General features: G+C 45.3%; 12 protein-coding genes. 3 read left to right on the top strand and 9 right to left on the bottom strand.

Annotated features, from left to right (window positions below; genetic code table 11):
- Positions 1 to 43: 43 nt before the first annotated feature.
- The gene (locus tag IDJ76_RS15360) at positions 44 to 2,026 is read left to right on the top strand and encodes a glycoside hydrolase family 97 protein (protein ID WP_191164229.1); all 1,983 of its coding nucleotides are present in this window, start codon (positions 44 to 46) and stop codon (positions 2,024 to 2,026) included.
- 207 nt (positions 2,027 to 2,233) lie between these two features.
- Here IDJ76_RS15360 and IDJ76_RS15355 read toward each other — a convergent pair whose 3' ends face one another.
- The gene (locus tag IDJ76_RS15355) at positions 2,234 to 2,791 is read right to left on the bottom strand and encodes a YdeI/OmpD-associated family protein (protein ID WP_191164228.1); all 558 of its coding nucleotides are present in this window, start codon (positions 2,789 to 2,791) and stop codon (positions 2,234 to 2,236) included.
- Between the two features lie 21 nt (positions 2,792 to 2,812).
- The gene (locus IDJ76_RS15350) at positions 2,813 to 3,025 is read right to left on the bottom strand and encodes a hypothetical protein (protein WP_191164227.1); all 213 of its coding nucleotides are present in this window, start codon (positions 3,023 to 3,025) and stop codon (positions 2,813 to 2,815) included.
- A gap of 119 nt (positions 3,026 to 3,144) precedes the next feature.
- Between IDJ76_RS15350 and IDJ76_RS15345 the strand changes: the two genes are divergently transcribed.
- Positions 3,145 to 3,351: a hypothetical protein gene (locus IDJ76_RS15345; protein WP_191164226.1), complete on the top strand. Its 207-nt coding sequence runs from the start codon at positions 3,145 to 3,147 to the stop codon at positions 3,349 to 3,351.
- A gap of 66 nt (positions 3,352 to 3,417) precedes the next feature.
- Here IDJ76_RS15345 and IDJ76_RS15340 read toward each other — a convergent pair whose 3' ends face one another.
- The 7 genes from IDJ76_RS15340 to IDJ76_RS15310 all read right to left on the bottom strand — a co-directional run bounded on the left by IDJ76_RS15340 (position 3,418) and on the right by IDJ76_RS15310 (position 10,975).
- The gene (locus IDJ76_RS15340) at positions 3,418 to 4,461 is read right to left on the bottom strand and encodes an ABC transporter ATP-binding protein (RefSeq protein ID WP_191164225.1); all 1,044 of its coding nucleotides are present in this window, start codon (positions 4,459 to 4,461) and stop codon (positions 3,418 to 3,420) included.
- Between the two features lie 160 nt (positions 4,462 to 4,621).
- Positions 4,622 to 5,395 (bottom strand): enoyl-CoA hydratase/isomerase family protein, encoded by a 774-nt coding sequence (locus tag IDJ76_RS15335; RefSeq protein WP_224746351.1) that lies wholly within the window; start codon positions 5,393 to 5,395, stop codon positions 4,622 to 4,624.
- 121 nt (positions 5,396 to 5,516) lie between these two features.
- Entirely contained in the window at positions 5,517 to 7,175 is a 1,659-nt protein-coding gene (locus IDJ76_RS15330) for a PAS domain-containing sensor histidine kinase (RefSeq protein WP_191164224.1), read from the bottom strand.
- 1 nt (position 7,176) lies between these two features.
- Complete coding sequence (locus IDJ76_RS15325; protein ID WP_191164223.1) at positions 7,177 to 7,497, bottom strand: circadian clock KaiB family protein; 321 nt, start codon at positions 7,495 to 7,497, stop codon at positions 7,177 to 7,179.
- A gap of 17 nt (positions 7,498 to 7,514) precedes the next feature.
- Positions 7,515 to 7,802, bottom strand: a complete 288-nt coding sequence (locus IDJ76_RS15320) for a circadian clock KaiB family protein (RefSeq protein ID WP_191164222.1) — start codon at positions 7,800 to 7,802, stop codon at positions 7,515 to 7,517.
- Positions 7,799 to 9,565: a circadian clock protein KaiC gene (gene kaiC, locus IDJ76_RS15315; protein WP_191164221.1), complete on the bottom strand. Its 1,767-nt coding sequence runs from the start codon at positions 9,563 to 9,565 to the stop codon at positions 7,799 to 7,801. The genes IDJ76_RS15320 and kaiC overlap by 4 nt, the downstream gene beginning before the upstream one ends.
- A gap of 207 nt (positions 9,566 to 9,772) precedes the next feature.
- Entirely contained in the window at positions 9,773 to 10,975 is a 1,203-nt protein-coding gene (locus tag IDJ76_RS15310; RefSeq protein WP_191164220.1) for a GAF domain-containing sensor histidine kinase, read from the bottom strand.
- 180 nt (positions 10,976 to 11,155) lie between these two features.
- On the opposite strand from IDJ76_RS15310, the gene IDJ76_RS15305 reads away from it, so the two are divergent.
- Complete coding sequence (locus tag IDJ76_RS15305; RefSeq protein ID WP_191164219.1) at positions 11,156 to 13,786, top strand: PAS domain-containing protein; 2,631 nt, start codon at positions 11,156 to 11,158, stop codon at positions 13,784 to 13,786.
- Positions 13,787 to 13,808: the final 22 nt, after the last annotated feature.

Raw genomic sequence — 13,808 nt, 5'->3', positions numbered from 1 at the left:
CTACATTTAAGCTTTATCCGCAATCATCGGAAAAACCTAAATAATGCCATTTTTAAAACAAACCATCAGCCTGCTCTTGGTGCTGCTTGCCGCTGCTGCATTTGCAAAAAGGCCTGTAACTGTAATTTCGCCTGATAAAAAAATCAGCTTCAAACTAAATACTGATCAAGTCGGGATGTTTTACAGCGTAGCTTATAAAGGCATAATATTGGCCCAAAATTCCAGGTTAAACATCAGTTTTAAAGAGGGTGGTGCTTTTAACAAAAGTCTCGTTCTGTCATCGGCCAAAATGGAACGCCTAACCGACGACTATGATCTGATAGTGGGAAAAACCAGCAAGGTGCATAGCGAATGCAATCGCATTATTATCCCCGTATCGGAACAAACCGGCTCTAAACGCAAACTAAATTTGGAGGTTAGAGTGTTTAACGACGGATTGGCCTTCCGTTATAGGATACCCGCGCAAAGCGGATGGAAAACGGTAAACGTTACCGACGAGATAAATACATTCAACTTCATTCAAAACCCCAGGGTTACGGCTTTACTGTTGCCTAATTTTACTACGTCGCACGAGGGGGAATACACTAAAACCACCCTAAAAGAGTTAAAAGCCGATAATTTGATGGACATGCCTGTGCTGTTAGGATTCGCTAATGGGGTATACGTGTCGTTAACAGAAGCCGCTCTGCATGATTATGCCGGCATGTACCTTATTAAGCACAACAATGTGTTAGAAACACGCTTATCGCCCTTGCCTAATCAACCGGATATTAAGGTAAAAGCCACCCTGCCGCACAACAGCCCATGGCGGGTGATGATGATGAGCGACCGGGTAGGGGCGCTGATAGAAACCAATATCCTAACCAACCTGAACGAGCCCAATAAGATAAAGGATGTATCGTGGATAAAACCGGGCACCACTACCTTCCCCTGGTGGAATGGCAACGTTACGCCCGACAGCCTGAACGCCCCCGGCAATAATTACGTGACCAATATGTACTATGTTGATTTTTGCAGCAAATATAACATTGCGTACCACTCAGTAGTTGAGTATGGCCTGCACGAATGGTATGTGAACGATGGCGAGGGTTTCCAACCCGGCCCGCATGCCGATCCGTCCAGAGCGGTACCGGGCCTGGATATGCAAAAGGTATGCGATTCGGCAGCGGCAAAGGGTGTGGGCATCCGGGTTTGGGTGCATTTTTACGCGCTTTATCCAAAATTGGAGCAGACTTTCGCCCAGTACGAAAAATGGGGCATTAAGGGCCTGATGTGTGATTTTATGGACCGCGACGACCAGGAAATGGTAAACATGCAGGAAGAGATCTTACAATGTGCTGCTAAACATAGGCTACACATTCAATTTCATGGCGCGTACAAACCTACGGGCATGAACCGCACTTATCCTAATGAGTTTACCCGCGAGGGCACTTTAAACTACGAGAACGACAAGTGGGGAACCCGTGTAACACCCGCGCAGGATATCGATATTCCATTTACCCGGATGCTTGCCGGGCCTACCGATTATCATTTAGGGGGTTTCCGGGCGGCTACCCCGCAAAATTTTAAAGTGAATTATACCCGCCCCATGGTGGTAGGTACGCGTTGCCACATGCTTGCGATGTACGTAGTATTAGAGAATGCCTTAGGGATGGTTTGCGATGCGCCTGAAGCTTATATTGGCCAGCCCGGTTTTGAGTTTTTGCAGCAGGTACCCACTACCTGGGATGAAACGCGCGTGGTAGATGCCGAACCCAGCCAGCGCATTGCAATTGCCCGCCGCAAAGGTGATAATTGGTATATTGGTGCAATTACCAATAATAATGCCCGTGAACTGAATTTAAAACTCGACTTTTTAGGTGACGCCACTTATGGGGCCGAGGTTTACAGCGACGCGCCGGATGTAGGCATAAATGCCAATCACTTGATAAAGGAACTTAAACAGGTATCCCGGCAAACGGTACTAAAAATGATACTGGCTGGAGGTGGCGGGCAGGTGGTGCATTTGTACCCGTTAAAGAGGTAGGTGCCGCTGTCGCGTCATGCAGAACTTATTTCCGTATCTCTCTTATGCAAGGTTGTCCACTCGTCCTGTGAGATCCTGAAACAATTTTAGGATGACGGGTCTAAGATTGTCATACCGAGCGGAGCAATTCCCTCCCTGCAAGTATGGCTGCCTGGCTAAGAGCGGCGCAAAGATTCTTCGTTTCTCAGAATAGAAAGTTGGAAGGTATTACTCTATCCTCAAACCGTTTTCACTGGCGGCTATTAACTTTTCCAAACGGCTGAGTTGCGTTTTTTCCTGCTTGGCGGTCATTACCCGGTGTATGGATAATTTAATATACCCCGGCGGCTGTGATTGAAAGAATGCCCAGGCCGTTTTGTTACGCCTGAATATTTTTTCATATTCAGTGCTGAACACTTTCGCCTCGTTCTCAAAGGCGTAAATGCGTGAGCGGCTCTCGTCGCGTAGTGCATAGGCGGCTACGCCCGCAGGTTGCATCAACCCTTTTTTGGTTAGTTCTTCAATTTTATTGATATTGACCGCGCTCCAGATGCTTTTGGCTTTTCGTGGTGTAAAGCGGATGGTATAACGTTCCTGGTCCATTGATTTGCGAACGCCATCAATCCACCCGAAGCAAAGCGCCTCATCTACCGATTGCGGCCAGGTAATACTGGGTTTACCGCTGCCTGTTTTGTAGAAACCAACCAGCAGCTCCGTTTCCTTGTGCGCATTATGCTGCAGCCAGTTGCGAAAACTGGCCGGTGTTTCAAAAAAGGTGGGTTCCATACCCACTAATGTAGTGCTTTGCTACGATTTTTTAGAGGTAGCTATAATCACTATACCTCCTACCAGCAAGATGCCGCCCAGATAAGGTGGCCAGTTAACTGTTTTTTGCCTGTCGGCCGAGATCTGAATAGGGCCGGCATCTACAATTTTCTCTTTTTTGGTATAAGTAAAGCCTGTCCATATCAGCATGGCTGCGCCGATAACGATGAGTACTATTCCGATAGTTTTATTCATGATGTTAGTTTATTGGTTGATTGGTACTTAGTTCATTAGTTGAATGCATTTTTTTGAGAATTGTTTGTATAGAGACCACAATCTTAAAACAAACGGGCTTCAAGCCTGCTTATATGGGTATGCAACAGAAAAAGATAGGTAGGGGCAAAGCCGAGGCAGCGAAGAATAATGACAATGGATTAATAGAAACCATGAAGCCTTTTGTAACTTTCGGTGTTAAGGCGTTGGCTGTTTTAGGCAGCGCGCTGGTTCATATTGTGAAGAATATCCCCAAGCCGGAAGACCATCGGCCCGCCAATAAAAATGATAAGGTAATTAAGATCTAAAATTTAAGGAAGCGAGGTGTCGTATCAAAGCTTTTTTCTCTTGCCTCTTTTAATCTTGACTCCCCTTCAGAGCCATTTTCCAAATTCGTGGAACTTTTTGATGCTGATGCTTACTTTGTCGCCCACACTATATTTACCGCGGGCGTAGTTAAACATGCGCAGGGAAACCTCCTGTCGCTCAATGATCAATTCTTCGTAAAAGCCTTTAAATAACACTTGTTTAACAATCCATTTTTTACCCATCCCCATCACATCTACCCTGATGTTTTCTGCATAGATCACTACACTACCGCGTTTGGATGCAATGCCGCAAACTTCGGCCTGGGCGGCGGTAAGTTCTGTGCTGGCTACGAGTATTTTTGATGTGTAAAGCAATTTGGGCGAATGGTAAAGTTCTTGGGGCGAGCCATGCTCAACAATTTCGCCCTCTTTGATCACGATCAGTTCGTCGGCCATAGAAAGCAGTTCGGCAGGGTCATGCGATACCAGTATTACAGTAACGCCCCATTCGTTTACAATCTGCCTGATGTCGTGCTGCAAGCCTTCGCGGTAATTGGCATCAACCTGGTTAAAGGGTTCATCAAGCATCAGTACTTCGGGCCGGTTAATTAACGCTTTGGCTATGGTTACCCGTTGTTTTTCGCCGCCGCTTAACTTGCCAAAAGGCTGATCCCGCAAATGGAAGATGCCCAATAGGTTTAGAGCCTGGGTTGTTTTCTGGATCTGGTAATTTCGGTCTTCCGTAGGTAGTCCGTTACTTACGTTTTTCCATACGTTGGCACTCGCATCCATTTCCTGGCTGTCCTGGCTCACCATAGTGATTACCGCATGTGTTGCTTTAAAGGCAGCGCCACGCTGCGGCAAAGGCTGGCCATGAAAAAAAACATCGCCCGAGTCGGGCTTTATCATGCCTGCAAGCAGCTTAAGCAGCGTGGTTTTACCACTGCCGCTTTCGCCTACAATGGCGGTGATTTTGCCCTTGGGCACAAAAACGGTTATGTTGTTTACACCCGACGACTTATCTCCAAAAAAATTCTTGGTAACAGATATGGTTTCCAGTATCAGTTCGCTGTTTGCAGTTTGTGGTTCGGGTGTGGTGGTAAAAAACATAATTATCAAACCTAATCTAATAAAACTTATACGCCAAGAAAAAGTAAAAAGTTAATAAGGTTATAGAATTACAACCCTGTTCTCTAATAATTACCGCCGACAAGCACAAGCCAACCGCCCACTCCGGTCCCGATTATATGACGCGCGGTATTTCAGTCTTTTATTTGTTTAAAAACCCATGTAAGGCTTGTTGGGTAAACTCAGATAAAACCAGTTCGCCACTAATGGCGGCGCGATGTGCCAATAGCTGGTCCCAGTTTTCGGTGCCTTCCCAAAGGATCTGTTTAAGGCCTGCCAACGCTTCGGGATGGTAAGTGGCTAATTTGTTAGTCAAGCCGGCCACCCCTTCATCTAATGCAGCAATATCGGCATACACCTCATTATAGAGTCCCTTTTCTTTAGCCCATTGTGCCGACTGAAAATCTGCCGCGCGAATGGTAAGTTGCGAAAATGCAGGCAGGCCAATTTTGCGTGTTACGGCGGGCGATATTACAAAAGGTCCTATGCCGATAGCCAGTTCGCTTAGTTTGATAGATGCGGCTTCTGTAGCCAGGCAATAATCGGCAGCGGCAGCTAAACCAACCCCTCCACCAACAGCTTTACCCTGAACGCGGGCGATGATGATCTTTGGCGATTTACGGCAGGCATTAATCACGTTGGCAAAACCCGAAAAAAATGCAGCTCCGGCTTCTTTATCCTTTATCTGCAGCAGCTCATCAAAACTGGCACCGGCGCAAAAGGTACGGTCTCCTTCGCTTTTTAATACGATAACACGGGTTAGCGGGTTGTTGCCCGCTGCATCGATAGCATCGGCAAGTTTTTTAAGCAGTTGTGCAGGTAAGGAGTTTTGCGCCGGGTGATAAAAGCTAATGGTGGCAATACCGTTAGCACTTGTAGTAAGCGTTACATTTCCGTTTGGGCTGTCGGTCATCATTGGTAAATTGGGAATACGCCAATATCCGCAAATTTAGCGTAGATGCAATGGGAATTTATTTGGAATAAATGGTGCCAGTGGTATGCTATGAATGTTTTTTTGGAAAGAGAGCGGTTTTTTACTACACCAGCGGTAACACAAAATAAAAAGTAGACCCTACTCCCGGTTCGCTTTCAACACCTATAGCACCGTTATGGTTACGAATGATCTCTTGCGAAATGTACAGGCCCATGCCCAGGCCGCTGGTCATGTTATGTCTGTCCTCCACACGGTAAAAGCGTTCAAATACTTTACTTTTCTGATCGCTGGACAGGCCTATGCCATGGTCGGTAACGGCGACACGTACTTTATCGTTCTGCTGAACAGCCGCCACCTCAATTTCTTTATTATGAGGCGAATACTTTACCGCGTTGTTGAGCAAATTCATCAGCACCTGTTCTAAACGTTCCTGGTTGCCCTGTACGATAAAGCCGGGTTGCAGGCTCAAGTTAAAGGTGTAACCGGGATTAATATGGCGGGCGTTTTCAATACACTGGCTCACCATATCTGTAATGTCAACATCTGTTATGGCATACTGTAAACGGCCGGCTTTTATTTTGCTTACGTCTAACAGGTCATTGATAAGGCTTTGTAATTTATTGATAGAGCCCAACGCCTTGGTGATATATTGTTTTACAACAGGGGGTAGCTCTTCCTTTTTATATCCTGCAATTAATTGCAGGTAGCCCTTTAAACTGGTTAAGGGCGTTTTAAGCTCATGGCTGGCTATACCTATAAACTCATCCTTACGTTCCATTTCTTTACGCTGCTCTTCAATATTGGTGGCGGTGCCCACCCAAAAAATAATATCCCCGGCATCATTCAACAACGGTTTGGCCCGGTTAAGGTGCCAGCGGTAAACGCCGTCGTGGCGTTTATATCGGTTTTCTATCTCAAACATTTCGCCGGTAGCCAGGCTGTGGGTGTATTTTTCGAGTGTAGGGGCAAGATCATCAGGGTGAACTAGCATTTCCCAGTTTATTTCATGCTCATCGTCGGCAGTAAGGCCTGTATAATCAAACCAGCGCTGGTTGTAAGATATAAATTCGCCTGTGGGCAAATTTGTCCAGGTCATCTGGTCGATATTATTAGTAAGCAGTTTAAAGTGTTCCCTGCTGATAACCAGGTCATGCGTGCGCTGGCGCACGGTATCTTCCAGGCTATTGTTTAATTTTTCGGTTGCGGCGTGGGCCTCAAATAATTCAGCATTACGGGCTTGTAACGCACTTTCTGTATTTTTTAGTAAGGTTAAATCCGTTATGATAATACTTAAAGCAATACCATTATCCAACTCGATAGTATTGCAGGAGAACAGGCATTGCATATCCTTACCGCCACCGTCTTTTAAAATAATCTCGGCGCGGCATTCGTTAGTCCAGCTGTCTTTAATTATATGTTCCAGTTGTGCCTTAGATTTTTCGGGTACAAAAGATACCAGCGGCTGCCCTATAGTATGTTCCAACGGGGTATCAGCCATAATAGCAAAGCGTGTATTGCAATAAAGAATTATACCTTGCTTATTAATAGTTACTGCGCCTTCGCTCATCTTTTCAATGAAGACACGATAGGTCTGATCGGCAGTTTTAAGGGTATATAGTTGATGGCCTGATCCATCTTTGACAATAAGCGCATCAACCTGCCCGGTGCGGATGGCATCGATAGTTTCATGCGCTTCATCTAATTGGAAACGCAGTTCCTCAATTTGGCTTAATAAGCTTTCTTGTGAATGTTGCTGTTCCATATTATTTAATTAACCCCAGTCCCTTTAATACGCGGTTCGTATCGCTCAGGTCACCAATCATACGGCGTTCAGTCCCAGGCGACTTTTTGATGAGCAGCGGTAAAGCAATTACGTTATCAAACTCCGCGAGTTCTTTTTGTTGATGAATATCGATGATCTCTAACTTATACCGCCCGGGAAGGTGCTTTTCGCAAATTGCCTTTAAGTTTTCTACGGCACGGATAGAATTGGGCGATGCTCCCGATATAAATAACCTAAGCTCATAGGCCAGGGCCGGTGTATCCTCTCCGCAACTTTCTAAAAACCCTTCCGAATCGCCCATAACTAACTATTATACAATTAAGCCGGGCGAATGTTCAGGCCAACCAATACCTTTTCTTCATTACTCAAGTCGCCTATGATCTTCCTTATCGGTTCAGGTACTTTACGTACCAGGGTAGGGATTGCGAGAATCTGGTCGCCTTCAGCCAGTTGGGGGTGTTCCAGCAGGTCAATCACTTCAATGCGGTACTGGCCTTGCAGATGTTCTTCACAGTACTTTTTTAAGTTAGCTAATGCGGTAACAGATTTTGGTGTTTTGCCGGCTACGTATAACCTTAACTCCCATTTTTTATCGGGTTCACTCATTCTTTATCTTTTTTGCGGCTTTTGTTATCCGTTTTTTCTTTTGTTTTCTCAATTTCTTCACCACCTCTAAAACGCGTTACTTCGGCACGGCTTTTATCTAAAATTTGTTTCTTTAACTCCTCTTCAATATAGATTTTGTTTAACTCTTCTTCAACAGATTCATATTCAGTTTTCAGGCTGGCAATTGTTGATTCCAACACTTTGCGCTTGCGCAGGATCTCCCTGTCTTTACGGCTAACCGCTTGCGTGCGGATCGCTTCGCCGGTTTGTTCCAGTAATATTTGCTCCTGCCTTGCTGATCCGGTAAGCACACCATCGGGGCCCAGATAAACTTCAACCAGGTTAAGGCCATTATCGGTGATGGTAAACTCACGCACCTGGTTTGAATGTTTCATGCCCCGGGCCTTCATTACATACAGGCCACGGTTACGTTCGCCGTTAAATTCAATGTCACGTACCAGTATCCAGGTATCTACTAATGATGATACCCCCTCGTCCGTTTGTTCATTTACAATTGTGTTTAAGGTTAAGGCAGTAAACATTACAGAGATCTGCTCTTCCTGCAAAAAGTCTATCATTCTCACCAACATATTTTTTACCTCGCTTACCGATGCAATGTTGATGAAGTTGGTAATGGGATCAATGATCACGGCGCGCGGCTGGTATTTTGTTATACATTTATGCATGGCCACGAGGTGCATTTCCAAACCGTATAGGTTAGGCCTTGAAGCGTTGAAAAAAAGCAGGCCGCTATCAACGTGTTTTTGCAGATCGATACCGATTGACCGCATATTGCGGATGATCTGGCTGGGTGATTCTTCCATTGCGAAATACACGCATGATTCGCCCCGGTTGCAGGTTTCATTTGCGTAAGATGCTGCCAGGCTGGTTTTGCCTGTGCCCGCCGTACCGGATACCAATGCGCTGCCACCTCTGAATAACCCTTTGCCGCCCAGCATATCATCAAGTGCCGGTATGCCGGTTGATACCCGTTCTGACGATACCTCGTTGTTCATTTTAAGTGAGGTAACAGGCAATACGGAAATACCTTCTTCATCTATCAGGAACGGGTATTCGTTGGTGCCGTGCACTGTACCACGGTATTTAATAACGCGTAGCCGGCGGGTAGAGATCTGATTAACTACGCGGTGGTCTAACAAAATCACACAGTCTGAAACGTATTCTTCCAGCCCCTGGCGTGTAAATGATGAACCATCGCCGCGTTCGCCAGTTATGATGGCAGTGACACCTTTTTCTTTTAAGAAGCTAAACAGCCTGCGAATTTCTGTGCGCAATATAGCCTGGTTCTGTAAACCCGAAAATAAGTTCTCTAAAGTGTCAAGCACCACACGTTTAGCGCCAATACTGTCAATGGCATACCCAAGGCGGATAAATAACCCTTCCAGATCATACTCGCCCGTTTCTTCTATTTCGCTCCGGTCAACGTGTACATGGTCTATCCGTATTTTTTTCTCGTCCTGTAGTTTCATCAGGTCGAAACCAAGTGAGGCCACATTATTGGCCAGTTCATCTATTTTTTCTTCAAAAGCTATAAATACGCCGGGTTCGCTGTATTGAATAGCCCCACGTACGATAAATTCAATAGACATTAAAGTTTTGCCGCACCCTGCTTCGCCGCAAATAAGCGTAGGCCTGCCGGTTGGTAAACCGCCTTCGGTTATCTCGTCGAGACCAACAATGCCTGTAAGCGTTTTAGCAAGTGTAGGGTAAGGGCGTTTATGGTTTTTTTTAATTTCACTCATTAAATCGGGGAGTATTAATCGATAAGTATCGTAAAAATATAAAATATACCTTGTTAAGCAATTTAATTGCCTCCAATAAGTTTGAAATACACAAATACGTTGTAAAGTATCGTGAAAAATTATATTCCACAAATAACTAAACAGTTAAATAAATGTTTGATTTTGAATGAATTTAATGCAAAAAAAATATAATCTGCCGCGGGGCGGTTAATTTTGCTTGAGGGGAAGCGAGACAAAGAACGAGCAGCCTTTATCCTTCCCGTCGCTGGTAGCCCAGATCTTGCCGTTATGCAGCTCAACCAGAATCTTGGCTATGGAGAGGCCAAGCCCGTTGCTTGTTTCTTTATTTGTAGGTATGGCACTTAAGCGGGCAAACTTGGTAAATAGTTTTTGCATATCATCCTCGTTTAAACCCTGGCCCTGGTCTTTAAACTCCACAATCAGATTTCCGTCTACTTCGTCCGAGCGGACGTTGATCCAGCTATTGTGGTGCGAGTATTTGATGGCGTTGCTAAGCAGGTTCTCAAAAATCTCCAGTACCCGGCTCTCGTCAAACCGGGCTATTGACTTGCAATTAAGTTGCATCAATATTTTTTGGTCCTTTTGATTAGCCAGCACTTGTAAATTATTAACCGCCTTGGTGATCAGTTGGGCAGAATCAACATCTTCAAACTGCAACATCATCACGCCGTTTTCGGTTTTTGCATGACTTAATAATTCTTCAAGATCGCCTAAAATCCGTTTTGCAGCATTGAATATTTTGCCCGCCATCGACTTAACCGTATCCTGACCGCTTCTTTGTTCAATAAGGTTGCTGAATAAGGAGATGGCCGTTAAGGGGTTTTTAATATCGTGCACCGCAATGTTCATCAGGTCGGTTTGTACGCGTACGATGTTGCGGGTGGTTTGGCGCAGTTCCAGCTCATCCAAAATAATGTCTGACAGACATTTGAGCATGTCGAGTTGTTTAGCCGTAGCCTCACGGGGTACATCATCCACCACGCTAACAGTACCCAGCAGGAAACCGTCTGGTGTTTTTATAGGAGTGCCCGCATAAAAGCGTATAGAATTATCAGCTATCGGTAAAAGGGTATCCTTAAGTTTAGGCTCTGTTAAAATATCGGAAAAAACGGTAGTATCGGCACTTAAAACGGCAAGGGTGGCAATAGTATCTTCAGGCAATTCATTATCGCCTGCAGTTTTGCCTACCTTGGCCTTGAAAAAAACGCGGTCGCGGTCAACAAAGCTTACAAATGCTATAGGTGTATCAAAGATCTGGGCCGCAAGTGTGGCTATCTTATCGAAAGTCTTATCTGCCGGTGTATCAAGTATTTCGTATTTATATAATTTCCTTAGTCGCTCTTCGTCATTTAGCGGGATAAGAGATACCGTTTTTAAAAAAGGATCCATAAGGGTAAAATCAAAAGTATCTAAGTCGTATCGATAAGCGCAGCTAAATGTATGGTTAATAAAGCACAATATATTTATTATAAAATGTATGCAAAAACAAAGCAGTTATGCTAAATTCGCGTATGTAAAGCGGCATATTCCCTAATTGTCGCAACCAATACTAACGTTTTACGGCCCCCGATGGAGAACCATTACCTGCAAACTCAAAATATTTTTAAAACCCTTATCGAAGAATCGCCCTCTCCGGTTGGTTTATACGTTGGCCCTAACCTGGTGATACAACTGGTGAACAAGGCTATCCTAAAAGTTTGGGACAGGGATGCATCGGTAATAGGCAAAACTTTTATAGAGGCCCTGCCAGAAATGGAGGGCCAACCCTTTGTAGACATCTTAAAGGGAGTTTACAACACGGGTATACCTTATTCGGCAAAAGCCGCCAGGGTTGAGCTTTTTGTTGACGGCAAACTGCAAACCTTTTATTTTAATTTTGACTATAATCCTCTAAAAGAAGACGATGGCAAAGTTTGGGCCATATTAAACACTGCCGACGATGTTACCGAACTGGTATTTACCCGCCAAAAGTTAGCCGAGAGTGAAGAACGTACGCGTTTCTCCCTCGAATCGGCCGGGTTGGGCACCTGGGATCTGGACCCTGTGAATGATGTGGTGGTTTGGGATGCGCGTTGTAAAGAGTTATATGGCTTTAGCAAGGGCGAGGATGTGGTATCCTACAAATACGTATTAAAATATATACATCCCGACGACCGGGAGCGAATAGATCAAACAGTACAGGAATCGCTTAAGCCGGAACTTGGAGGCTTTTACGACAGTGAGTTCCGTACGATAGGCGGCGAGGACAACCAGTTAAGGTGGTTACGCTGCAAGGGTAAGGCCTACTTTAATGACGAAGGCCGCTGCATCCGTTTTGCGGGGACGGCTTTAGATATTACCGAAGAGGTTTTAAATCGCGAGGAACAGCGTAAATTGATCACCCTGATTGAACATACATCAGATTTTGTAAGTCTGAGCGATCTGGACGGTAATGTAAGCTTTATTAACGCCGCCGGCCGCCGGATGGTTGGTTTGCCCGATGGCGATATAAACCGCCACAACAGTGAATTTATAATGCCCGCCGAATTAGCCAGGCTAAAAGATACGATTAATAAAACCTTAATGAACAAAGGCCGCTGGAGCGGCGAGGTGCTATATCGCCATTTTGAAACGGGCGAGGCTATCCCGGTATCCGGCACATCTATGCTCACATATGATCCGTTAACAAATAAGCCACTGGGCCGGGCCACCATCGTACGCGACTTGCGGGCAGAAATTGCCGGCAAGCAGGCTTTGATAAAAAGCGAACAGTTATTGCAAAATATTACCGGCGCATCGCCAACAGCATTGTGGATGAGCGATGACCAGGGGCTAATAACCTACGCCAATAAAACCTGGGGCCAGTGGACGGGGCAAACGTATGAGCAAACGTTAGGTAGGGGCTGGCTGGACTGTCTTGTAGACGAGGACCGAGAGCGCGCGGGAAATAAGTTTGTTCAGGATCTTGGCGCACGCGCCGCCTACAAGGTTGAATTCAGGATACGGCATAAAAATGGCAAAATTCACTGGTGTGTGGCCACCGGTAACCCGCAGTATAACGCACAATCGGAATTTATAGGTTATGTAGGCTCCTGCACAGATATTACCGAAACTATACAGAAAGATATTGAATTGCAGCTTAAAAATACTGAGCTGAAAGACCGGATAAGCCAATTTGATTTTGTAACTGATTTTATGCCGGTGCAGTTGTGGACCGCTAAACCAACCGGCGAACTGGATTACGTAAATAAGCCAACCATCGATTTCTTCGGTTTACCTGTAGCTGATATAATTGGCCCCGAATGGCTTGGAAACGTACACCCCGAAGACAGGGAAGGCTGCATTGAGCGGTGGACACGCTCATTGCAAACCGGCGAAGTATACCAGTACGAATTCCGCCTGCGTGACAGGTTTGGTAATTATAAATGGCACCTTACCCGTGCCTTACCTTTTATGACCGATGGCGTAATTGCCAAATGGTTTGGTACAAATACAGATATTGACGAGCAAAAGCAGATGCAGCGCCAAAAAGACGATTTTTTGGGTGTTGCCAGCCATGAATTAAAAACCCCTGTTACCAGCATTAAGGCCTACGCACAGGTTTTGGGCGCTATGTTGAGTAAAGAAGGCGAAGGGAAGAAAGCTGCTATGGTTGAGAAGATGGATGCGCAGCTAAACCGCCTCACCAACCTGATAGGCGATCTGCTGGATGTTACCAAGATCAACTCGGGCCGGATACAATTCAATAAAACCTGGTTTGATTTTAATGCCGCCATACAGGACAATATCCAGGACCTGCAGCACACCACTAACAAACACATTTTGGTGATGGACTTTAAAGAGTGCGGGCAGATGTTTTCTGATAAAGACCGGATAGGACAGGTGATAACAAATTTGATCACCAACGCCATTAAGTATTCGCCGCATACCGACCGCATTATCATCAGTACCGAGCGGGAGAATGACGAAATCACCGTTTGCGTACAGGATTTTGGAATTGGCATCCCCGAAGATAAAAGGGGCAGGGTTTTTGAGCAGTTTTACCGGGTAAGCGGTAGTAAGCAACACACCTTCCCCGGTTTGGGTTTGGGGTTGTATATCAGTAATGAGATCATCCGCAGGGAAGGTGGCAAAATGTGGGTAAATAGTGTTGAGGGGCAAGGGTCTACCTTTTGTTTTTCATTGCCAATAAACCAGGATACGATAACAGATACTAAATAAGTTATTTAATAATTAGTTAAAC

This window comes from Mucilaginibacter glaciei, from assembly GCF_014773245.1.
Taxonomy (GTDB): Bacteria; Bacteroidota; Bacteroidia; order Sphingobacteriales; family Sphingobacteriaceae; genus Mucilaginibacter; species Mucilaginibacter glaciei.
This window is presented reverse-complemented; position numbering and strand designations above follow the sequence as displayed.